Source organism: Parabacteroides sp. PFB2-10, from assembly GCF_029893085.1.
Classification (GTDB): domain Bacteria; phylum Bacteroidota; class Bacteroidia; order Bacteroidales; family Tannerellaceae; genus QVMG01.
Window position 1 is genome coordinate 1 of sequence record NZ_JARXWI010000003.1, and the last position, 24,786, is coordinate 24,786.

A 24,786-nucleotide genomic window follows, 5' to 3' on the forward strand; every position below is an offset into this window, starting at 1 on the left:
GAATTCTATCGTCGATGCGCTTGGACAGTACTGTCCATGCCCTTCGACAGTTCTGTCCATGCGCTTCGACAGTACTGTCCAAGCGCATCGACGATAGAATTCTCCGTGGTTCATAACTTTTTTTCATTATTCTTTCGCAAACATACAGTCGTTCGAGAAGATAAATCGTAACATCTGTTACAGTCGTACGGTTTATTATAGCTACCTTTGTAGCATTATATGCATATATACATGAACCGTTATCTATTTATCGCATTATTTATTGCTTCGGCATTTTTCTCTCCCGCTATCGCCTTATTCACAGGCATTGTCTTTGCTCTATTCCTAAAGAACCCTTATCAGGCACTTAGCAAAAAGGTATCAAAATACCTGCTTCAGGTAGCAGTTGTGGGATTGGGTTTTGGTATGAACCTGCACGAATCGCTTAAAGCAGGCGGCGAGGGTATGTTGTTCACGATCGTTTCGGTAACAGGCGTGATGATTATTGGTTACTTCATAGGGCGCTGGCTGAAAATACCGCTCAAATTATCCTACCTGATATCGTCGGGCACAGCGATATGCGGAGGGAGTGCAATCGCAGCTGTTGCGCCGGTTGTCAATGCCGACGAAAACGAAACATCGATGTCGCTGGCTATTATCTTCACCTTAAACGCAATAGCGCTATTTATTTTTCCACCTATCGGCCATTGGCTCGAGCTGACCCAGCAACAGTTTGGGTTATGGGCTGCCATTGCCATCCACGACACCAGTTCGGTGGTGGGGGCAGGAGCCGAATATGGAGCGGAAGCCCTGGCGGTTGCCACTACCGTAAAGCTTACACGTGCCCTGTGGATTATTCCGTTGTCGCTTGTGTCGCTATTCTTTTTCTCGAAAAGCAAAAGTCGCGGAGTGTCTATTCCCTGGTTTATCTTTTTGTTTATAGGCGCTATGGTTATGAATACCTATATAGATATCCCGGCTGGGATACTCCGTTTTATTTCCGGTGCATCCCACTGCTTTCTTTCTATGACTTTATTGTTGATAGGTGCTACCTTATCGCCGGCAGCCATCCGGAAAGTGGGAGCAAAGCCGGTATTGGAGGGAGTTATTCTTTGGGTTGTCATTGCACTTGCTACATTGGTTGTTATACTCTGATGACCTAACGATCGGTTCTATTGTAAAAAGAATATATGAATGCAGATTTACTCTTCTTTTGCACGATATGTCGTGATAAATTTCCTCAGGAGATTTGAACAAAAAGAATTATTGGGGTAAACCCATAAGCAGGCGACAAGAAACGGTTTATAAAAAAAAGACAGATGACCGGTCGGCTACTTTGCCAACGATCATCTATCTTTTATTGGGGGGATATAAATCAGATAAACAAATTCACATTTGCATTATCCGCTCGTTCCATATAGGAAGCTACTCCGCCGATTGTGACACCGTCCAGCAACTCTTCCCGCTTCACGCCCATAACATCCATCGACATCTGGCAAGCGATAAATTCAACACCCTGATCGAGTGCCTGCTGGCGTAAGGATTCTAAGGAATCAACCCCTTTTTGCTTCATGATATGGCGCATCATGCGGCTGCCCATACCAAACATATTCATTTTCGATAGCTTTAGCTTCAAGGAATGGGAGGGCAACATAAAGCCAAACATTCGGCCAAAAAGATCTTTTTTCACTCGCTCTTTCTTGACTTTCTTAATGACGTTAAGTCCCCAGAAGGTAAAGAAGATGGATACTTTCCCACCGGTTGCCGCGGCTCCGTTGGCCAACACAAAGGTGGCCAAGGCTTTGTCCAGGTCATCGCTGAACATAATCAGTGTTTTGTCTTTGCCGTCACACGATGTAACAATGCGACACTCCTTTGACTGCCCCTTTTCAATCACGACTGTATATTTCCCTTTGTTTTCCGTATTGGATACCAGGGAGTTGCCGGTTGAGTTGCACCAGGCCTGTGCATCGCGGGCAAATCCCGCATCGGTAGCTGTCATTTCAAGTTGTTCTCCGGCCTGCATCGAATCAATTGTTTGTTTTAATTTCAACACCGGTCCCGGGCATTGCAATCCACAGGCATCTACTTTGATTGTTTTCACTTCTCGTTTTGTCGTTTGTAGGTCTAAATGATCGAAATCAGTTATCGATCCGATGATCTGGGGCTCAATATGCGTAACCGGAGCAACCGCCATCGAATAGGTCTTATAGCCACCCGATAGGTTCTTGACCTGCGTGTATCCATTCGCCATCAGAATCTTTGTAGCCAGATAACCCCGGAGCCCAACGGCACAATAGATATAGATTGCTTTATCGGTCGGAAGCTCTGCCAACCGGGAACGAAGTTCCTCGAGAGGGATGTTTATCGATCCGGGGATTATACCCATCGAATACTCATCGGCCGTGCGCACATCAAGTATTGTTACCGCATCGGGTTCAGCATCGCGCATCTCACGCCAGGTCACAGCCGGCATTGCGCCGCTGATTATATTGCCTGCCACGTACCCCGCAATCGCTATCGGATCTTTAGCCGAAGAGAAAGGAGGCGCATAGGCATGTTCAACCTCAATCAGATCATAAACCGTACCGCCATTTTTGATTAATAAGGCTATCTGATCGATGCGCTTATCCACGCCATCATAACCGACGCATTGCGCACCATAGAGTTTGCCGCTTTGCGGATCGAATGTTATTTTCAGGCTCAAGGGCAAGGCGTCGGGATAGTAACCCGCGTGTGATCCGGAATGTGTCCAGGAGCTGCGGTAAGGAATATCGAATAGTTTCAGCCGTTTGGCTGCCAACCCCGTAGAGGCTACCGTCATATCGAATACTTTGGCAATAGATGTACCAATCGCCCCTTCGTATTTCGTGGTATTGCCCGACACCATATTGTCGGCGACGATACGTCCCTGACGATTGGCAGGATTGGCCAGGTAGTTCAACCACGGCTTACCGGTCAGTGGATGCGGAAACTCAATCGCATCGCCTACGGCATAAATATCCGCAACCGATGTCTGCAAGTAGTCGTCCACCCAGATACCACCTGCTTCGCCAATCTTCAAACCGGCGTCTTTTGCCAGAGCCGTTGCCGGGCGGACACCGATCGATAGGATTACGATATCGGCTTCAATCACCTGTCCACTTTTAAAATGCACATCGATCTGTCGCCCCCGTTTGGAGAATTTCTCCACACTTTGCTCCAGATGTAATGCCACCCCTTTTTGCAGAAGATGTTGATGCACTTGTGCTGCCATTGAAAAATCAATCGGAGCCATCACCTGATTTGCCATTTCAACAATTGCCACCTCGGCTCCCGCCTGATGCAGGTTCTCCGCCATTTCCAAACCGATAAAGCCGGCTCCTACAACCACCGCACGGCGAATAGCATGACTTGTGATATAGGTTTTGATCCGGTCTGTATCTGTTACGTCGCGCAATGTGAAAATCCCTTCGGAATCGATCCCCGCCAAGGGAGGGCGTACAGGCGTAGCTCCCGGCGACAACAGCAGTTTGTCGTAGTTCTCTACATATTCACTCCCGTCGATACGGCGCACCGTTACTGTTTTTTTCTGCCCATCGATCTGTGTAACCTCATTCTCCACACGGACATCTACATTAAACCGCTCACCAAAAGATTCAGGAGTCTGCAGAAAAAGGCTCTCCCGATCGGGTATCGTACCACCGATATAATAGGGTAATCCGCAATTAGCATAGGAGATATACTTTCCTTTTTCGAACAAAACGATCTCAGCCGATTCGTCATTCCGGCGAATACGAGCAGCCGCCGTAGCACCACCTGCGACTCCTCCTACAATGATATGTTTCATTTTCTGCTTGTTATATGTTCTTTATCTTGGAAATCAATTCAAGCATACTATCCGATTCGCATTTGATCGATTGGATACATTCCCTACCCTTCTCGGTAAGCTCAAAAAGCATTTGGCGTTTGTCCTCTTTTCCGATGATACGCTCAACCAATCCTTTCTTTTCCGCCGACAAGATGACTTTGGAGGAATTGGAGAGGGTCAGGCCTAACAACTCCGCGATCCTGCCGGACGAACATTGTCCCATGGTATATAAGGAACACAGTAGCATTCCTTCGTTGAGTTTCACCCCATGAGCATTAGCAAACTCGACTTCAAAATCGCCGATCACCCTGTAGATATCACGTATCCGGCACAAAGGTTCAGTTTTGGCATCCATACTCTTTTCCATTGTATTTAATTCTGGCTGCATGATTACTTTAATAAAACGTTATCGATTGCCTCTTTGAGCGAGCTTTTCGGCATCGCACCCTGCGCCATCTGAGGAGCGCCTTCCATCGGCACAAACAAGAGTGTCGGGATGGAGCGAATGCCAAATACAGATGCTAATTCCTGTTCTTTCTCCGTATCAATCTTGTAGATGTAGATGCTGTCGCCATATTCGGCAGCAAGTTCCTCCAAGATCGGTGCAATCATTTTACATGGGCCACACCAGGAGGCATAGAAGTCGATTATCGCCGGTTTGTCACCTAAATATTTCCACTCGGAAGGGTTCGCCTCATAATTGGCTACCTTACTTAAAAAATCTGCTTTTGTTAACTGAATTGTTTTCATTGTATCTACTTTTTTTTGATTTGTATTCTTTTTATTCTCACTCGCTTGTGCGTTGCACGCTGTAAACCCAAAGCTTACAAATAATAGTGCGATTACTACTTTTTTCATGCTTATATAGTTATTCTTCTTTTTTCTTTTTAAACGAGCCGATCAATAAGCCACCCATTATTGCACCCCACAATGTACTCATCAACGGGGATGATGTTATCGGGCAACTACCACCGCTGCATCCGATCAATCGCCAATACAAAAATCCTCCGATGGCGCCCACAATCAGGCCAATCAGCATCAACTTATTCTCCTTTATCAAACCTGTTACTTTCTCCATATATCTACTTCTTTTGACGTTTAACTTAACAATAACACTGCAAAGATAGGCGTTATTTTCCGAACGAACAAATTTCCAATGGAAATAAATTGATTTTTTTGCAAGAATCGCATACCAAGTCCCAATTTGTTTGAGATCTGCTCAGTAAAAACGCCTATAAACTTCACCCGTATTGGGGCAGAAAGTTGATTATTTTCAAAATCGAAGTGTAAGCTAAAGGGGGTAGTTTTTAGTTAAAACAAGAGGGGTATGCTTACACTTCAAATGTTAACAAATGCAAACTCCCGGGAGTTTGTTCGCAAAGTCCCGGGAGTTTGGCAAAATTCTCCTGCCAAAATATCATTTTGTCATTTTGAGATTAATAAGAAAAATGATCTTTAATGTCCGCCTCTGTATCCTTTTCCTGCATCTCCTTTATTCGGATTGTTACCGGAAGAATTTCCATTGGCACACCCTGTACATACACCTAACTTATTTACGGAACCTTTTCTGCTTTGCTGGCGATTTCCTTTTTTGCTGTTGGTGTTTTGTCCCTGTTTGCCTTGCTGCTGGTATTTGTTGCCTTGCTCCGGTTGGGAGGATATAATTTCCTGATACGTGATATCGTCTAATAATACCGGCGTGTAGACTTCTCCTGATGCATTTATCTGACGAACAATTGATCGCAGGTGGTTTCTGGAACCTCTTAATAGATTGGAAACAATAAGTTTAATATTGGAATTTGATATATCTCCTAAAACATGCGTATACGCAATGATATTCTCTTCCTCCAACGAGGCAATCACTTTATAGGCGTTTACCAGGGTGTTGCCTTCAGCTACCAATTCGTTATAGCGGTTTTGCCTGTCTTCATCGGCAAACACCCCCGGAGAAGTTAAGGCCGGATAGTCTATTTCATAATAATCGAAAAGCTTTTCAATCGTTATTATATGCGTTGCTTCGGCACGGCTGATTTTGACAAACTGCATGGCAGCAGGATAAAGAGAAGAAAAGGCAATGTTTAAATCGTGCGTCATCTTTTCATCTTCCCGTACCGCATACAAAAATTCAATTTCGTCGGCCGTCAATGGCGATGTCGTATCTAAAACCCGATAAATATGGTCCACCATAAAAGAAGAGGTTCCTTCTGCCGACACATTCAGGATACTAATAGGTTCTAAATTGGCATATTCACTGTTATCATCGAAATCAGTATCACTGTTGCATGAAACCAATAGGAACGAGAATACCAGATATGCCCAGATAAATAATTTGTTGTTCGTATTCATACTTTTACAATTTAAATCGTTCGTTGTTTGATGTTTTTATTAATAAACCGCATGGAATTGGAGATACCCCACCGGCTGACATAACAAAAAATGCCACTTTATATCAAAGTGGCATTTCAATTAAAGAACAGATGATCTGTTATTTTCGACCTTTCTTTTGACCGGTACCGTCTTTCTTGGGAATACCGGTGCCGTCGCAATTCCCCGTACAAAGGCCTAATGCCACATTATCACAGATCCCGTCATTGTCAGCGTCAACAAAGTTAACACACGGTTTATCCGTTTTGGGCTGAATGCATACCCCGAGAAGCTTTTCGATAGTCGTTTTTTGCTTCAGGTTTTTTTCTTTTTTGTCACCGCTTTGCGCAGATGCAACTCCCACTGACAGAACAATGGCCAACGCCGCCATAAACAGTCTTGTTTTCATTTTTTTCTCATTTAAGATTAATAAATAGAATTATGTCTCTACATGCTGCATGCTTTACTTATCAACCGCACGAGCTACATTTTACCCTACTTGTTTTCAGAATAAAATTTCGATAAAGAGCATAGGAGTGAAGGGAGTTGCTTTGGTATAGATGTTTGTGACCTCTTTCCGGTCGGAAAAGAGATAATTGTATTTCATGTTTTCATTATTCAATACATTCAATATGGAGGCACCCGCCTGCAACCGGAAGGAACGAAATTGATGATTGTATCTAAGCCCGACGTCGAGCCTGTGATAATCGGTATCTGACTCCTGAATCGTATTGTTCCCCTGCCTGATGCCTTGTCCGCCTTTAAGGGCAGGAGAGAAGCCGGTGCCCCAAACATAATTGGCCGATAGCGTGAATTTTCTGATAGCGAATATGCCTCCCAGTTTGACTTCATGGCCGGTTTCCTTTTTTTGATCCGATATATGACACAGGGAGTAAGAGCCAAACAGCGATACCCGATCGAATTCTTTTTTCAAAAACAGATCCATGCCTGCGATGTCCACATTAGTTTTATAGGGTTCGTTCGATAAACGCATGATGTTTTTATTCTTTTTGTAATAGCCTTCGAGATTTACTAAGAATCCATTTTGGCTAAAGGCTAAGCCGGCGAGCGTATGCATGGAAGACATGATACTGTCCGGGTGTATCTTCCATACAATATCGGTATACTTGTCGGTTTGTATCGGAGTGCGGGAAATATATTGGCGATACAACCCCCAGGAGGCTGTGGCCGTTATTGCTTCAGAAAAAGCGTATCTACCGGAAAAGCGGGGTTGGATATAAAATGTATTATTTGCCAGGTCGGCTCGTACACTTCCGTTCAGGGAGAATTTCCCCCAGGCAAAGTTGTCTGACAGATATAGAGTCGGCACCGTTAAATTGTTTTTATTCTCGTCCACCAGATCCTTATAGAAAAGAATTTCCCCGCCCAGTTTTATCTTCTGATGTGTCCCCCAATGAAAGGAATGATTCAGGTCTATCCGCATTTCTTCGATGCGGTTTTTTGTCGAAATAGTTATTTCCGGTTCGGATTGGTTTCCCTGACGTTTGGTGACATGGTCGTTTTGCGTATCCAACCGGGAATAGCTTGCCGTGAAGCGAGAGGAGGAGGCATTTCGCCATACTTTGTTATACATCGCACTTCCGGCATATTGATGACTGTTTTGCGAAGCATTTAGATCATAGGCGTCCTCTTTTGCAACCGAATAGTCAAAGTCATCATTTGAGGTGTAAAGCGATATCTGGTAACTATCGTTGCCGGAAGTGCTGCCTGCGTATTTTATGTTAATGTCATGGAATTGATAATCCGGAGATAGATAAATATCACTTATAGTTTGTTGAGGTTTGTTATTACCCTGTCCATTCCCGTTTCCATTTCCATCCCCTTTTCCTTTGCCATTACCTTCCTCATTACTGTTTTTGCCATATGGATTTAATTCTTCCACATCATACAGGTTATAGAACGTTTGTCGGTAAGATGCCATTAAGACAGAGCGTTTAGACACAGGGACAGAGGCAAATACATTCGCCGTGAGATTACTTACGGTCGCTTTGACAGTCGGTTTATTCCGATTGCCATCGATCCCTATGATGTCGGCGATTCCGCCGATTCGGTTTCCGGACGAAGCGTCATATCCTCCTTTCAACAAGCGGATCTCTTTCACCATGTATGGATTGATAAAGCTGATGTGGTCGCTAAAACTCTTTAAGCCGAAAAGAGTGAAACCGTCGAATGTTATTTTGCTTTCGCCGTTATTGCTTCCCCACACAATCAAATCGTCGGACGGCTCCCCCGATGCTCTTACGCCCGGCATCATGCGCAAAAGGTTGAACACGGAGTTGTCGCCGCTTCCCGGCATTTGTCCGGCAACCGCATAGTTCAGTCGCATCTCTCCCGATGTTTTGCCCGATTGCATCATCATGGCAGTTGAAGAGGGCGACACGGTTATCTCCGGTATCATCATCAGGCGGGGAGTGGTATGCAGTGCGTGATGTCCCGTCGAAAGGATGGTATCTATACTGTTATATCCCAGATAGTAGGTTCGTATCCTGGTAGAACTATCATGGCTTTTTAAGGAGAAAAAGCCCTTCTCATCTGTGATGATTGTCCCGTTACCGGTTTGGATATGGGCATACGCCAGTTTTTCGCCATTTGTATCATCAGCTATGACGCCCGAAAGAATATATTCTTTGGGAGGAGGAGAGGGTTGTTTCTGTGTTTCTTCCGGATAAATAACATATACATTCCCTGTTTTCTTGTACACCAAAGGTTTATCTTTCAATAGATAAATCATGGCGTCGTCCATGGTTTCGAACACTTTCGTTTCTGTAATCCGGTATATCGAAACAGCTTTACTGTCGAACGAAATCTCTACACCCAGGTTCTGAAGAACCTTATCTAAAGACTCATCCGCGGCATTGATTTTTATCTCCTGCGCATACATCACAGGATACACACACAACAATACAAAAACAATATACAAAGATCTATTCAAGTCATTTTCTTATTTTAAGTTCTATGCCAAAAGGTTCTTGTATGATTTGTAAAGCCTCTTCCGGATGATCCGGTTTTGTGAAGTTTCCGCTATAAATATAATCCATATTTTCCGGAACGATGATTTTTATATCGTACTGCCGTTCGATTTCCTGAACAACGTGTATCAAGGGCTCTTCGCGGAAGATAAACCGATTGTTTGTCCAGCCTATCTTTTGCATGATTTCTTCATTATTGACCGCCTGCAACACACCTTCTTTAAAAACTGTTTGCATGCCCTCAGTCAACACCACCGATTGATTGTCAGAATCAACTTTTACTTTTCCCGACAGGCAAGCCACCTCGTATCGTGCCGAACGGGTAAAGACATTGAAGCTGGTGCCTAACACTGTCACGATTCCGTGCGAAGCATATACCTTGAATTCTTTTCCTTTTTCCACCTGAAAATAGGCTTCTCCATCTAAACGCACCTCTCTCGATAGGCGCCACCAAAGAGGTTTGTAGGTCAGTTTGCTTTCGGCATTTATGGTCGCTTGCGAACCATCGGGAAACGTCAGGGCAAAATGTTCCCCTTTCGGCACCGTTACCTCTTTCGAATAAAGGAAAGCAACCGAAGGGAGTAGGATCAAAAGAATGGCTGCAATGCTTGCATAGCGAAACAGCGAGCGTTTATAGAAAGGAACTCTATTATCCTTTTCGTCTTCCAATCCCGCAAATTTCTCCGCCCAAATCTCTTCTTTCGACCGGCTCCAGGTAGGTTGTATTTTTATCTCTTCTATATTCATAATTATAAAAGTTTCGTTTTTAAAAATTGCAAGGCACCTGTGATTCGCTTTTCCACAGCCTTTACGCTAATGCCTAACCTGTCGGATATTTCGTGGTATTTCAACTCCTCATTCCGGCTCATTAGAAAGGCTTCGCGTTGCAATTCGCCCATTTCACTTAAGGCAGATGAATACACCGCTTTCAATTCCTCAAACTGCAACATCTCCTGAGGCGACAAAGGCTCAATACCTGTTCCAACCATATCTTTGGCATAGTCGAGCCGGATAGCGCTTTTCCTATAATCGCTTATCACCATATCATTGGCAATCTTATAGAGAAGAGCCTTGATGTTCTTCGTGTCAAACACATCTCTCTTCTCCCAGACACGCATAAATACATCCTGTGCGATGTCGGATGCGACATCTTCATCGGCACACCTGTAATAGATATAAGTACGAACAGGGTCGAAATACTGATCAAAGATCTCTTTAAACTCTGGCTTTGTCAACGTATTCTTTAATTGCAATTTATATATATACCGAATAAACAAAAAGATTCCCTACTACGGAAGGAGAATTAGTCAGCAATAAAATAGGCCAAGACCTCCTCTATATCGGAAAAAGCTTTGGCCATCACCTCTTCCACCTTCCCCCCTACCATGGAGGCCATCGCTTCAGAATTCATTCGTGCGATATATGTTTTCCCGTCATTCTTTTCATAAACCGACAAGCGACAAGGCATCATCGGAGAATAAATGCGCAACATATCGGTGTCAAGCAACTGGCCGGAATAAACAGGATTACAGAGTTCGAAAATCTGAATAGGCAGAATCTCTTTTCCGCTTTTCTTCAATGTGGCTTGCAAATCGTGTATGGCGGAAATCTTCCAATTTATGTCTAAAATATGCTCTGAAAGCAATCTCACTGTTTCTTCATATGAAAATTTACTTTCGTTTTCAAGAAACATCTGGTTGTTGGATAATAGGTTCTCTTTCATAGTTTTATAATTTAAAAATCCATTATTCACAAAGGTATGACATTATCTGGTTTAATGACACTTTAGATTCCCCTTTTTGAGGGGGAGCAAAAGCCGCTTTTCCAAAAACACAAGTGTAAGCAAACACCCCCGATTTTAACTAAAACTCGGCCTATTTCGTGACACTTCAATTGTTAACAAATACTAACTCCCGGGAGTTTGTTTGCAAACCCCTGCCTTTTTGCGCGCAAACTCCTGCCGAAATATCATTTTGTCATTTTGGGCTTTTCACAAATAATGACTGTAAATTTCATCGGAGGGCGGGAATCCCTCTGTTTTACCGGTTCATCCATTTTCCGGATATCAATCAAGCCACAGTCGCGAAATTCTCGCTTTATGGAATCTTCGTCATAAAAGAATAGTTTAGCGCCCTTTATGCGTTCAAACCTGTCTTTACTAAGCTGTTTCCCTTTTCCATACAAGGCGTCTTCTTTGGAAATGGTAGAAAAAATCATATACCCGCCGGGGGCTAACTGATGATAACAGTCCATGATGAGTTTCCGCCTCTCCCGCATATTCAACAAATGAATAAGGGCATAACAGAAAACAGCATCAAACAACTCATCATCGAACGGCATATCGGTGACAGAGCCGTGATACACCTTGGCCGTTTCACCAAAATGCGTTTCAGCCAGTTCGATTGCCGTTTCGGATATCTCTATGCCGGTCACTTCAAAGCCATTGTCAAGAAACGGCTTTGCATTCCTGCCATATCCAAATCCGGGGATCAGTATCTTCTTTAATCCCTTCTCACGGAATAGATCCAGAGCCATATAGGCAGAATCAGCCGCTTCCAATCCCCACATAGCTTGCTTGTCCCTAAAACTTGATTCCCAAAATTCAATCATATCTTTATTGCTACTATTTAGTTCGTAAATATCTGAAAGTTTTTTGATTTGAAGACAAAAGCCGTATAGCGTTGACCTGTATACTCTGAGCCGAAGAAACGCCTTCTGACCTTGTATTAATGTAAATCGTTTGATTTGTAATGCACATTACTTATCATATTCGTATTGTCACGGAACAGAATCTTATCACCCGAACTGACATCCAGTGTCACGTTATCCAGCTTGAAGCGCTCGGTAAAAATGACTTTCCCGGCATTTACGCACGATATATCCAGGTTCGACAGTTCGAAATTTTCTAATCGGAGCGCTTCGTCCCAACCGGCAGCAGAGACAAACTCCTTTACGCCTGTAGCCTTTATGTTACAAAGGAATACATCTTTAAAGCGAGGATAACCCAACTCTTCGGGTTCTACCCGGGTAAGCATCACCTTCCAATGCGGAGGCAGCTCCTGTCCTTCGTATTCCGCCGGTAGTTCCGAATAGCTATAGCTGGGGTTCCAGTTGAGATCGGCCGATAATACGTGGCGCGTTCCTTCGGCTTCGACATCCATCATATAGATGTGTTCGACCGTTCCCCCGCGGGTCATAGCCGATTTCAGGCGGATCACCGACGAGGTGCCGTAGGCTTTCAGGTTATGTCCCAGGATATGGCGGATGCCTCCCGAGGTCTCACTGCCGCAAGTAATCAGACCCGCTCCCTTGCGGGCGATACAATTGCGCACCACCACATATTCGGTCGGACGGTTCACCCGCAATCCATCGGCGTCTCTCCCGGCTTTCAGGCAGATATTATCATCGTTACAATCGACATCGCAGTTCTCGATCAGGATATAAGAGGAGGAGTCGATATCGATCCCGTCCGTGCTCGGTCCATGTCCGCCAATATTATTATTGATTGCCAGGCCGTCTATTGTGCAATGATTGGAGAATAAGACCTGCACGCCCCAGAATCCGGTACGCATCAGGGTAAAGTCGCGCAAGGTGACATCCTTGCTGTTCGAGATGAGGATGCCCCGTACACGCTTGCAGTCATAGTCGACAATCCAGCGCAATTTGCGTTGTTCATACTCCTTGCGCATGGTCCAATACTTATCCCAGAACACCTCTCCACGGCAGTCGATCGATCCGCTTCCGGAGATTGCCGCGTTTTCCGCGTCCAGGATATTCAGTACCGCCGACGGCCATACCATCTCTATGCCGGCAATACGTGTCATAGATTCCGGGTAATGATCGATATTGGTACTGGCCAAGAGGGTGACCCCCTCTCCTATCTGCAGGTTGACACCGCTACGGACAAAAAGCGCGCCGGTCAGGTAGGCGCCTGGCTCGAAGGCAACCGTTCCCCCACCCTTTTGGTGGCAGGCGTCGATGGCGGCCTGAATAGCGGCGGTACTCAATATCGTACTGTCGTTCACCGCGCCGTAATCGTTGGCTTTAAACAGTTCATCGCCCGGATAGGCGTGAGCACCAACCTGATCAACCCAGGGCAAACTGGTATAATCACATTTCTTTTCAGAAGAACATCCACTGAATATAACGGCAGAGAGAAAGGATAACACAACTGCCTTACATACATGTTTCATATAACTTTTATTTTTATCATTTAGTTTTCCAATCAGTTCCCGTCGGGCTTCTGCACATCAATGAAAGGACTCAGATCCCACTGGAACAGTTCCACGGCATCCGGATGTGCCGGATCGAAAGGGGTATAATCAGCTGCAATATACTCTACCAACGGCAGACGAAGCGCTTTTATGCCTTCCACCACGCATTTGGCCACCTGGTAAGCCCCGTATGGATTAAAATGGGTGTTATCAGCCAAGGCCTTGGTCTGCCCCGGATAGGTATTAGCGGGGTAATGCACGAGCGCTTTTTTAGATTCTTCCACGCCCAGTGCTTCATAGAGGGTGCGGGTCATGGCATGCAGATCGACCAACGGAATGTTTTCTTTGATAGCCAGCCATTTCATAGCCTCGGGATAATTCTCGTGAGTATCCACGATTTTTCCCTCCTCATTAAAGTTTCTTCGCTGGGTGGGCGTGACTAATACCGGATGAGCCCCCTTCAACTTCGCTTCGTCAATAAAGGTTTTCAGGCTGGTCATATAGGAATAATAGGCTCCTTTGCCGGGACCTTTCTGCTTCTGATCGTTATGACCGAATTCAATAAAGATATAGTCGCCCGCTTTCATCTGCGTAAGCGCCTTTTTTAGTCTGCCTGCCCCTATAAAGGTATTGGCGGACTCGCCCGACTCGGCATAGTTAGCAAAGGCCACCCGATCGTTGAAAAAGGCGGGGATCATCTGCCCCCAACTGGCCCAAGGCTCCTCGTCCTGATCGACTACCGTCGAGTTTCCGCATAGGAAAACGGTGATCGCCTCATCGATCTTCTCGATACGGAGCGAAGCCAATTGCGGAGCACTTCCATTAAACTCCAACGTCAATTTATCATCCCAGTTCAGTTTGTATTCTTCCCGGGCTTTGATTCGCACAGATTCATTATCAGTGATCTGTTTGTTTCGTTTGTTTACAATAAAGGTATATTCTGTGATCTCCCCTTTTTTTGTTTGCTGTCGATTGATAAACAGACGACGCGACTCGGCACGTACCGTCGTGACTCCCGCCCTCTTTTTAGATCCCAGGGCAACAGTCACTTTATAATTACCATCCGGCACGTCGACGGAGAAGAAAAACGGCGCCAGGTTCTTTCCGTCGGGAGCCGGCCGAAAATCATATCCGTAGCCCGCTTCGGCGGAATAAAGGGATTCTTTTGTTACTTTAATGACACCTTCCCGGGCTTTTCCGTCGGTGAAGTCAAACTGATAACTTATTTGTTGTGCGTGACAGGCGACAGAGATCACTGCCGCCATGGTAAACAGGACTTTCTTCATGATAAATAAAATTGGTGTGCTAATGTAGCGATTCCACCATGCAGCCTGAATAGAAAGCCGTACAAATACATAGAATATCGTGTATTCTGTCCGTTTTTTACAGGATAATGTACAATTGTACCCTGTCGGAATCAGGGATGAAGCATATCGAAGAGTGATCAGTTCGTATCCTTGTTTTTCAGGTATACGGAAGGAGCCATACCGAATTGCGCTTTAAAACATTTACTAAAATAGAAAGGATCTTCGATGCCAACCATATAGGAGATCTCCGATACGGTCAGTTTGCCGGTAGCCAATAGCTCGGCCGCCTTTTTCATACGCATGACCCGCAAGTATTCATTGGGTGAATAGCCGGTCAGCCCCTTCACTTTCTTATAGAATACTGTTCGTCCGACATTCATCTGCGAAGCAAACTCATCGACCGAGAAACGCGAATTGCCCAGGTTCTTTACCAGTATCTCATGCAATTCATCTACAAACTCTTTATCCCGAATCGAAGCATACACCGCTGAGCGCACAATACCCGGCTCTTCAGAGAATTTCTCTTTCAGCTTCTCACGCTGCTCCATCAGTTTCACGATACGTGCCAATAGCAAGCGAATACTGAACGGTTTCGACAGGTAGGCATCCGCTCCGCTTTCGATCCCTTCCAGATGATTCTCTGGCAGACTGAGCGCGGTCAACAGGATCACCGGGATATGGCTGGTTTGGAAGTCACCCTTTAGTTTGCGGGTCACCTCGTAGCCATTCATTTCCGGCATAAGCACATCGCAAACAATCAGAGCCGGGTCACATTCCTGTGCCAGCTGGAAGCCGGCGGCTCCATTGTCGGCCACCTCTATATGGAAATAGGGACTCAGCTCCTCTTTCAGGTATTGGCGTACGTCGACATCGTCTTCTATAATCAGGATCTTCTGCTTATTCAACGGATTGGGCTTGATATAGGATTCGGTGGAGGCCGATTCGGATATACTGTCTGACACAAACGATTCCTTGCCCTGCTGTTGCATCAGGGCATTATCGGTATTCAGGAAATCCTTCTCTTCATAGACAGTAGGTTCCATAGGCAGTCTGACCGTAAACACAGATCCGCCGCCAGGGTTCTCATCGTAGGTGATTTCTCCTTTATGCACCTGCACCAGTTCGAGCGTAAGATGCAAGCCCACACCGACACTATCACCCGAGAAATTGCTTTGCATAAACCGCTTAAACAACTCGCTCCGCTTCTCTTTTGGGATACCCACCCCGGTGTCGGTCACCTGCAGCTCGAGTCGATTCTCCTTCACATCTTCATTCACCAGCAAACAGATCTTTCCACCCGGTGGTGTGTACTTGAAGGCATTGGAGAGTAGGTTATAAGCAATCTTGTCTAACTTACCTTTATCGACAAACATCTTAAGCGAGGTGGAAGAAGGCAAGAACTGGAAATCCATATTCTTCGACTCAGCCATATCGCCAAAACTGAGGAATATCTCGTAAAGCATCGCGATCACATCGGTCTTTTCCAACGACAAGGCCAGTTTATTGTTTTGCATCTTGCGGAATTCCAGTAGCTGATCAATCAAGCGGATCATCCGACGGGTGCTCTTTTCCATGATCTGCATCGGGTAAGAGATCTCTTTCAGCGGTATATGGGAGCGGTTAATACGATCGAGCGCCCCCTGTATCAGGGTCAGGGGCGTACGAAACTCATGAGAGATATTGGTAAAGAACACCAGTTTATACTCCGTCAGCTGCTTTTCAATTTCAATTTTATTATTCAACCGGTTGAAGTTACGGCTGATCCGGATCGCAAAAAAGAGAGCCAACCCGGCAAACAGCGCATACAACAGAAAGGCCCAAACCGTCAGATAGAAAGGGGGTGTGATGGTGATATACAACTGTGAGAGCGTTTCGTTCCATATTCCCAGGCTGTTTTCCGATTTCACCTGCAGCTCATACTTCCCGGGAGGCAGCATTTTATAGGCCGCAAAATTCAAAGCAGAGGGTACACTCCAGTCTTTATCATAATTGAGAAGCCGATAAGAATACTTGGTCATCTTGTCGTCCACATAGTTAAACGAGGAGAAATCGACCTGAATAGAGTTCTGGTTATGCTTCAGTCGGATGGCATCGGTAAAGGCCATGGAATGGGAAAGCGGAGAGTCTTTATCTCCGGGCAACACATTCATCCCGTTTATGTTCAGGTTGGTGAACACCACCGGGGAGGTAAACGACTGCTTGTTGATATCAGCCGGATGGAACGAGATAAAGCCATGGCTCGTTCCAAACAGGATACTACCATCATCCCTGCGAAAAACAGCGCTTTCGGTATACACATTGCCCTGCAGATAGGAAGAGAAATAGTAGTTCTCAAACACCATGGCAGGCAGAATCAGCTTCGATATGCCATATTCGGTAGCCAGCCATAAATTGCCTTGCGCATCTTCGGCCATCGAGTGTACCACATCATTGCACAAGCCGTTTTTCGTATCGTAGTGTTCGAATGTCAGAAAGCTGTAATCAGTCAGATCCTTGCAGACACTGACGCCGGCACCCGCCGCCGACACCCATACGTTTCCCTGGCTGTCTGAGAAGAGGTATTTGATCTCGTCGCTGTTGAGCTGACCACCGGCATAACTATAATGATAATACTGGTCGGGATCGCGGGTGATCGACTCCGGATGAAAGATATAGACCCCTTCGCTGGTGCCCACCCATATCATGCCGTTCTTGTCTTCACAGATAGAGCGAATCAGCCGCTGTCCGTAGGTACGATTCAGGAAACAATGAAAGATATATTTTCCATCCTCTTTGACCGCCAGCGACAAACCACCACCAAACGTACCGATCCACATACGGTCGTGGCTGTCTTTGAACATACAGAATACGTTGTTGTTGCTGATGGAGTTGGGATCGGCAGAGCTATTCCTATACCAGACCCCATCGATACATAGCCCGTCACCGCGGCTACCCATCCAGATCTTGCCTTCGCTGTCTTTCTCGACCGCGTATATATTAGCCTGCATATCTTTTCGGGAAACAAGCCGTAGCTGCGCGTCATAGACATAGAGCCCTCCTTTACGCGTACCGATCCATATCTCATTTTCATTGATTCCGGAGATCATCCGGATCGTATTCGAGCGATCGAGCAACTTCGGATCTTCGGGAAAATGACGATACGAACCTTCGTTGATCACACTGATATGCGAAACACCCGAATACTCCGCGCTCACCCATATCTCGCCCGAGCGATCTTCCATCACCCCCAACAGATAGTCCGAATTGATATGGCTCAGCCCGTCGATCCCCGCCTTGAAGTGGCTCAGTTCATCTTTCGATATATCATAGGCGAACAGGCCATTCCCGTAGGTCGATATCCAGATAATATTGCGTGAGTCGTGAACGATTTGGTAGCGTTCGTAATCGATATATCCCATTTTCTCTTCCGGGATCAGGGTAAACTTCTTTTTCTCTCCGGTATGAATATTAATATACCATATTTTCCCTGTATGGTTATAGACCCAATAGTTTCCTTTATTGTCTTCTAAGGGATGTCCCGAAGGAATATTCTCACCCCAGAAATCAGGGTCTTGCTTCAATCTCCCGGTGGTGAAGTCGTAGCAGTAAACGCCCGCCTGGGTGTATATCAACCAGGATTCCTTAAAAACGAAAGAGCCGAAAATGCGCTCTTGAGCAGGCAGTGATGCCACCCGTACCAATCGGGAGGAGGAAGCATCGTATTGCAGGATTTTCCCATCGATGGTGCAGAAATAGAGGCTACTCCCGTGGAGCATCATGTGATGGAAATTATGTTCCGTATCCACCACTGCCTCATTCTTATCTGTGACTTTCAATAATCCTTTGTTTGTCCCGATCCAAATGGTTGCCGTGAGGGGGTCTTCCGTAATAAAGGTCACCGTATTATCGGGTAGCGGACTTGTCTCCTTCTTGTAGGTGACCGACCGAAACCCGTTGCCTGTATTTATCACCCGCCTGGCACCATTCGCGTCATGCCATAACCACATATCCCCATTGGAGGCCAATAGGTTTTTGCCATATTTCTGTTCGCTCTCACCACAACCTGTAAAATCGACAAAAGCAGATCGCTTCAGATCGAAACAGCTATACTGTTCAGATGAAAAACAGATCCAGAGGAAGCCATTCCGGTCTTCTTGCAGGCTATATATTTTGCGGTCGGCCAGCGAAAGCTGCTGGTCGTGTGAAGGATAATAAGAAAGAAACGTGTTCCCATCGTAACGGTTAAGCCCGTTCAAGGTTCCCATCCAGATAAAGCCTTTACTGTCTTGAATGAGATGGCGTACGGTATTATTGGCCAAGCCGTCTGCTATCGTGATATGCCTCGAACGAATCTCAATAGAGGCTGAGAGCGGCCAGAGCAATACGAGCAAAAAAAGAGATACAATGATTGGTTTATTCATAGGTATTTTAAGATATAACGCATCATACAAAGGTATGTAAACTTTCGGAATGAGCATAAAACAAAAGAAGATAAAAAATGCAAATCGAGGTGTAAGCCAAAGGGGATGGTTTTTAGTTAAAATGAGGTAGTCTTGCTTACACTTCAAATGTTAACAAATACTAACTCCCGGGAGTTTGTGCGCAAAGTCCTACCTTTTTGGAAAAAAACTCCCGCCGAAATATCAAAATGTCAATACAGGGTGATTCTCGAAATCTCATCTCACACGATGATAAAATCAAAAAAAATACCCCGACCTGCCTATCGACAGTCGGGGTATTCACTATAGGAGACTATAAATAGCCGTTTATCTAACCATCACTTTCTTCACCGTTGTATTGCTTCTGACAATATAGAATCCGGCAGGCAGTGTGATGATCTCTTCGCCTTCTATTTCGCGCTGAGCCACCATACGTCCGGAAACTTCATAGATATAAACCGGCACCCGCTGGGGCGATCCGATCATCAGGCAACCTGTTCCGGGGGTTATCTGCAGTTGGTCGTTCAGTTTCTCGTTAGACACTCCATCTTCCAGGGTAACTTCAAAAGTCATATTAGCACGTACCTGAGAGATGACAACCGTATACACTCCGCCATCCAAGGTTGGTTTCAGGGTAATATCACCCGATTTCACGACCGGAGCAAGGTGTGTATAATCCGGGAAAAGCCGGAAGCTAAACGTACAGGACTTTCCATCCGCCACATCCATGCTATGGGAACCACTCAGCAGCTCAATGCCCAAGGGGAATACGATATTCACCTTAAACATATCTTCGCTGAACACCTCTTCTACCAGACTCACCTGGATGCTCAAGTTACCGGTGATCCGTGAGATAGTCACCGTATAAACGCCATCTTCCAATAAAGGATAATGTTGAGCTGATCCGGCTTTCACAAATACCGTCTTTCCACTCATGTAGCGTTCATCGACAGTAAATTGGAAAGAGAATGGTTTTCCTTCGATTGCCTGGCAGATCGGCAGTGTGCCTTGCAGTTTAATTCCCAGAGCCGCATTGATGGTGACCGTATGATAGACCGGATCTTTTACCTCCGGCTCCGGTTCACTCAAGAGCACATAAATGGCCAAATCCGTGTCTATAGCCGAAATCGTAACAGAATAGACACCTTCGCTGAGCTGGTGGATGAGACGATTGGTAAACGTACGCACCTCCACGCCATACGACTTAAAGGCCTCTGCTAAGGTAAACTGCAACACAAACTCTTCCCCTTTTACTACCTGGTTTGAATAGGCTATTCCTGTTTCCAACACAATACCATTCGCCTGATTCACCTCGATGGTGACGGTTTGGTAAATCGGATCCACCTGTTCTTCTTTGGGGATCATATTAATTGCCACATCCACATCCTCATTGACCTCACCCAAATCAACAAAATATTTTCCATCCTGCATGGAGAGGGTCAAGGGTGTTTCTTCGACAGTCGCCCTCATCGTATGATTCGAAAAGTCATAGCTATCATCCAAGATGACATAAAATGAAAAATGCTCTCCTTGCACCACTTCGTTTGTCCTCTTGACATTCTCCAGAATGACTCCTTCCTGCGCATTGATTGTGACGGTCACATAGTCAATAAATGTCAGAGAAATCGTGACGGTGGTATCCGACTCGACCTTATCCAGTGTAAAGGAATAAACTCCTTCATCCAGGTCGGGTTCCAATATGGTTTCACCCGTCGTCACGGCAAGCGCATGGGTTGAAGCCGAATAGCCCTCAGCATAAGCAAAACGGAAGGTGAAAGCACTATCGACCATAACAATATTGACCGTATCTCCGCTGATGAAGGTGATACCCTCTTCAGGCGCTTCAATGGTCACGGCATAGCCCGGGGTTAGCGCAAAGTTCAGAACAGAATCGCAGGTAACCGTAAAGGCGTAGGTGTGAAGCCCATCTTTTATGGAAACCGGTTCTAAAACATTCTTCGCCTCACCCGTTCCCGATGACACCTCTACAAAATATTTCTCATATCCTTCGGCAAGGCGGAAGGCAAAGGTAAAGGTATCGTCTTTGGCAATCACCGAATCTTGGCCGAAGGTGAGAGTGCCCGTCAACACAATAGCATCCAAATCGGGCTGCGTGAGTTGCACGGTGTATGTGGTCAGGTCGCGCACGATAGAGAGCGTATCGGGTCGTGTTATTCCACTCTGGGAGGTGCCCAGGAATACACCATAATAGGTTTTCCCCACCTCTGCCAGGGTCGGTGAAACGATGCGCTTTTGCACCCCTTCGGACGCTGTAGCCGAGAGGGTGATAGCTGTTGCTTTGCCATACACGGAAAGAGGCCTTTCATCGGGCACATCGTCTGAGCTTGCACCACCATAGCTGTATGTATAATTGGTTAATGCAAACACATCACTTAATTTATTTGCCACAGTTCCCTTCTGCCAGGAGAAATAGGGATAGACAGCTGTCGCATCCTCACCTTCACCATAACTGAACGTCCAATTAGTATTTTGGGTTTTCCAGGCATCAAAAGTGCTGGCTGTCAACAGATCGAGCGTCGTTTTAGTTCCTGAAGAATAGGCCGTCCCTTCACCCACAGCGAGGCTTTTGCCTGTTGTCCATGTATCGAAGAATGCATTCGAGATCGAACCATCCGAGCGTGTACCGACCAAACCGCCGGCATAGGTACCACTCACAGCACCTGTCGCGTAGGAATAGGTGATGGTTCCGCCATATTGTGCCCCGGCTAAGCCGCCGGTATAATTAGCCGCCACATCGCCCGTCGCGTAGGTATGCGACAGGGTTCCCGATGTAACCCCGACCAATCCGCCGGCGATACTGTTTACGCGCGTGGCTTCTACGGGAACAACAGAGAATGTTTCCTTGATTGTACCGGTATTATACCCGGCCACTCCACCAACATTGGCTGTTCCCGACACCAAACCGGTACCGATCACGCGGCATTTTTCGATCAATCCTTCGTTAGTACCGGCCAATGCTCCGAAATTATCTCCTCCAATGATGCCATTAGTATGAACCTGAACGGTTAGGCCTTTCACCTCACCCTCTGTGCCGATATAGCCAAACAATCCCTGGTTTGCAGCCGTATTATTGATCGATAATCCGGAAATGATATGACTGTTACCATCAAATTTCCCTTCAAAAGGAAGCAGCGTATGACCAATGGAGCTCCAGCTCTTCGTCAAAGGAATATCAGCGGTTACCTTAAAGTGCATATCGGCGTAGGATTCTCCTACAAAATAACCCACATTGGCTAACGCCGCTTCGGTTGGAATCAGGATCGGATCTGTTGCCGTTCCACCATCCATCAGGATCTCTTCATCCAATAAATAGGGGTAAGAGAAGCCTTCGATAATCTTCCAGACGGGAGGATCAGCAGAGAACCAACCGTCAAAGGTTTCTGCTGTTTTCATTTCCGCGGCTGATTTTCCACCATCTCCAAGTACATTTGTATTCCAATCTGTATCTTTTTTGAAGTAGGAAGAAGTTATTCCAGTGCCTTCGGCAATGCCATTATTAGTAGTTGCACCAGACACTTTTCCATAGGCATAGCTATTAGTAATCGAAGAACCCATAACTAAATATCCAGCTAACCCTCCGGCATGCGATCCATATGTCACATCCCCGGTAGCATAACAATACTCGATACTACCTTTCAGAGTACCCACTAAGCCACCGGCAGTTCCTGTACTGCCTATGACTGTTCCTTGGGCAAAACTTTGACTGATTATACAGCCTTCATCCGCCCGTCCTACCAAACCGCCAACGAAAGCATCACCTACAACATCCGTTTTAGCTACCGAAGAGGTGATAGAACCACCATTTTGCCAACCAATCAGACCTCCGACATAATTCCCCCCTTGAACTTTTCCTCCGGTTACCTTACAGTTTTTGATAGTAGCCTTAGAATAACCTATCAAAGCCCCAGTTCTACCCGATCCGATGATACCCACTTCAGCCAATTCCAATTGGATATTTTGAAAGACTGCGTTTGTATTTCCAGTTGTACCAAACAAACCTTGGTCTAAAAGCGTTGGTGCAGCAATCTTTAGTCCTGAGATTGTATAACCCGCTCCGTCAAAAGAGCCATTAAATGTATATTTAACATCATCTTTCCCGATAGCGATCCAGTTTCCACTAAGTTCAATATCATTCCCTAAGATAAAATGATAATCATTATAATCCGTTCCCAGGAATAACCGCAATGCCGCCAGGTCATCCGGTGAATAGATTTCATACGGAGAATCTTCGCTTCCATCACCTGCATAAAACACATAATTCTGCAAACGGGGGAAGGTAGCACCCTCTTCGATACACCAGGTGTCTTTGAAGTCCCAGGAATAGGTATCTTTCAATTTTAAAGCAGTTAACGTAGCCGCCTTTGTATGGGTAATATCATCCGCTGCATTTCCTACAGCGGTTGGCCCTTCGTCTGCGCTTAGATAATAAGAGGAGGTTATTGTTCCACCTCCAGCATTATACCCCACCAATACCCCGGCATCTTCGCTATCATCTTCTTCCGACCCTTGCACGGCAGCCGTCGAGATACAATAGGTGATCGTTCCGGTATTCATCCCGGCTATGCCTCCGGCAATGGTATCGGCAGTCACCGTACCGCCAACAACCAGACAGCTATCAATATTTCCGTCATTCCAACCGACTATACCACCTGAAATGGTATCGCCCAGGATGGGTTTATCTGATGACAACTCCACAGATAGATTCTTGATCGTTCCGTTCGAATAACCGAAAAGTCCGTTACAGACACTGACTTCCTCCCCATCGCCGATCCAAAGTCCTTTAATCGTTTTTCCTCCTCCATTGAAGGTGCCATTAAAGGAATAAATTGTATCAGACGACGATGTCAAGTCATTGGTTTCATTGTATCTCCCGATCGGTGCCCAGCCAGTTGAGGCAATATACCCCGTCAGATCAATATCAGAATAGAGTCGGAAATGATAATTCGAACGCAGAAAGTCACGGACGGCATCTAAGTCTTCCACTGTAGTAATAAGATAGGGATCGTCTGCAGTGCCCGTACCTCCGGAGAATTCATATTGCCCCTGTGCTCCCACCCGGAAAGCCAACAGGAGAATAACTATTGATACTATTATTTTTTTCATGTGAATACGTTTTTTGTTTCTGTTCATCTTGCTGATCACTTAACCCCTTTCAGATCCAATATCTTCGGATTGTCTAAGCTTCCCCAGTCACCATCCGGTTCAAATGTCAGTATCGCCTCCGTGGCATACATATTCGAGTTGCCACTATTATAGTATTTAAAGGCAATTTTGCCCTGTTCATCCGAGAATCCTTTGATCGTAATGAAGTAGAAACGCTGTTCGCCTACTTTCACCAGTTCGCCTTTTCCCCGGCATTCTTCTCCCATAAAGGCAGCCATTTGATCATTATCCTGCGCCTGCTTCAACAGGTTATCCGGCAAAACAACGATAGCGGTCATGGTGGTGTTAAAGCTTTCCGATTCGCTCACCTGCCAATTGGTCGGCGCGGGCTGCGTGAAATCTTCTTTATCGCATGCGCTAAAAAGGGAGAATCCCAATAGCACTATTAGTATGGATATACTCTTTTTCATATTTTTTTCAGTATTAAGAAGGGTACGAAGAGCAGGTTGCCGATAGCAACCTGCCTTCTTCCCCGAAGGT

General features: G+C 45.7%; 17 protein-coding genes. 1 reads left to right on the forward strand and 16 read right to left on the reverse strand.

Features of this window, described 5'->3' with window-relative positions:
- The first annotated feature begins 231 nt into the window (after positions 1-231).
- Positions 232-1,134 (forward strand): putative sulfate exporter family transporter, encoded by a 903-nt coding sequence (locus M2137_RS03370; RefSeq protein ID WP_280765056.1) that lies wholly within the window; start codon positions 232-234, stop codon positions 1,132-1,134.
- Positions 1,135-1,354: 220 nt separating this feature from the next.
- On the opposite strand, the gene M2137_RS03375 is transcribed toward M2137_RS03370, so the two are convergent.
- The 16 genes from M2137_RS03375 to M2137_RS03450 form a co-directional block, all read right to left on the reverse strand.
- The gene (locus M2137_RS03375; protein WP_280765057.1) at positions 1,355-3,808 is read right to left on the reverse strand and encodes an FAD-dependent oxidoreductase; all 2,454 of its coding nucleotides are present in this window, start codon (positions 3,806-3,808) and stop codon (positions 1,355-1,357) included.
- 10 nt (positions 3,809-3,818) lie between these two features.
- Complete coding sequence (locus M2137_RS03380) at positions 3,819-4,196, reverse strand: MarR family transcriptional regulator (RefSeq protein WP_280765058.1); 378 nt, start codon at positions 4,194-4,196, stop codon at positions 3,819-3,821.
- Positions 4,197-4,219: 23 nt separating this feature from the next.
- On the reverse strand, positions 4,220-4,687 hold the full coding sequence (gene trxA / locus M2137_RS03385; protein ID WP_280765059.1) for a thioredoxin: 468 nt from the start codon (positions 4,685-4,687) through the stop codon (positions 4,220-4,222).
- Positions 4,688-4,697: 10 nt separating this feature from the next.
- Complete coding sequence (locus M2137_RS03390) at positions 4,698-4,907, reverse strand: hypothetical protein (RefSeq protein WP_280765060.1); 210 nt, start codon at positions 4,905-4,907, stop codon at positions 4,698-4,700.
- 377 nt (positions 4,908-5,284) lie between these two features.
- Positions 5,285-6,175: a DUF2202 domain-containing protein gene (locus M2137_RS03395; RefSeq protein WP_280765061.1), complete on the reverse strand. Its 891-nt coding sequence runs from the start codon at positions 6,173-6,175 to the stop codon at positions 5,285-5,287.
- Between the two features lie 139 nt (positions 6,176-6,314).
- The gene (locus M2137_RS03400; protein ID WP_280765062.1) at positions 6,315-6,602 is read right to left on the reverse strand and encodes a hypothetical protein; all 288 of its coding nucleotides are present in this window, start codon (positions 6,600-6,602) and stop codon (positions 6,315-6,317) included.
- A gap of 96 nt (positions 6,603-6,698) precedes the next feature.
- Entirely contained in the window at positions 6,699-9,146 is a 2,448-nt protein-coding gene (locus tag M2137_RS03405) for a TonB-dependent receptor (protein ID WP_280765063.1), read from the reverse strand.
- Between the two features lies 1 nt (position 9,147).
- A complete protein-coding gene (locus M2137_RS03410) occupies positions 9,148-9,930 on the reverse strand; it encodes a FecR domain-containing protein (protein WP_280765064.1) in 783 nt (260 codons plus the stop codon).
- A 2-nt stretch (positions 9,931-9,932) separates the two neighbouring features.
- A complete protein-coding gene (locus tag M2137_RS03415; protein ID WP_280765065.1) occupies positions 9,933-10,418 on the reverse strand; it encodes a sigma-70 family RNA polymerase sigma factor in 486 nt (161 codons plus the stop codon).
- A gap of 68 nt (positions 10,419-10,486) precedes the next feature.
- On the reverse strand, positions 10,487-10,906 hold the full coding sequence (locus tag M2137_RS03420) for a DUF302 domain-containing protein (protein ID WP_280765066.1): 420 nt from the start codon (positions 10,904-10,906) through the stop codon (positions 10,487-10,489).
- Positions 10,907-11,151: 245 nt separating this feature from the next.
- Entirely contained in the window at positions 11,152-11,793 is a 642-nt protein-coding gene (locus M2137_RS03425; protein WP_280765067.1) for a class I SAM-dependent methyltransferase, read from the reverse strand.
- A 116-nt stretch (positions 11,794-11,909) separates the two neighbouring features.
- Positions 11,910-13,376 (reverse strand): glycoside hydrolase family 28 protein, encoded by a 1,467-nt coding sequence (locus M2137_RS03430; RefSeq protein WP_280765068.1) that lies wholly within the window; start codon positions 13,374-13,376, stop codon positions 11,910-11,912.
- Between the two features lie 32 nt (positions 13,377-13,408).
- Positions 13,409-14,683 carry a rhamnogalacturonan acetylesterase gene (locus M2137_RS03435; RefSeq protein WP_280765069.1) on the reverse strand — a complete coding sequence of 425 codons (1,275 nt, stop codon included), beginning with the start codon at positions 14,681-14,683 and terminating at the stop codon, positions 13,409-13,411.
- A 158-nt stretch (positions 14,684-14,841) separates the two neighbouring features.
- Positions 14,842-19,104, reverse strand: a complete 4,263-nt coding sequence (locus tag M2137_RS03440; protein WP_280765070.1) for a two-component regulator propeller domain-containing protein — start codon at positions 19,102-19,104, stop codon at positions 14,842-14,844.
- Between the two features lie 345 nt (positions 19,105-19,449).
- Positions 19,450-24,246 carry a T9SS type A sorting domain-containing protein gene (locus M2137_RS03445; RefSeq protein WP_280765071.1) on the reverse strand — a complete coding sequence of 1,599 codons (4,797 nt, stop codon included), beginning with the start codon at positions 24,244-24,246 and terminating at the stop codon, positions 19,450-19,452.
- Between the two features lie 35 nt (positions 24,247-24,281).
- Positions 24,282-24,716: a hypothetical protein gene (locus M2137_RS03450; protein ID WP_280765072.1), complete on the reverse strand. Its 435-nt coding sequence runs from the start codon at positions 24,714-24,716 to the stop codon at positions 24,282-24,284.
- Positions 24,717-24,786 lie beyond the last annotated feature (70 nt).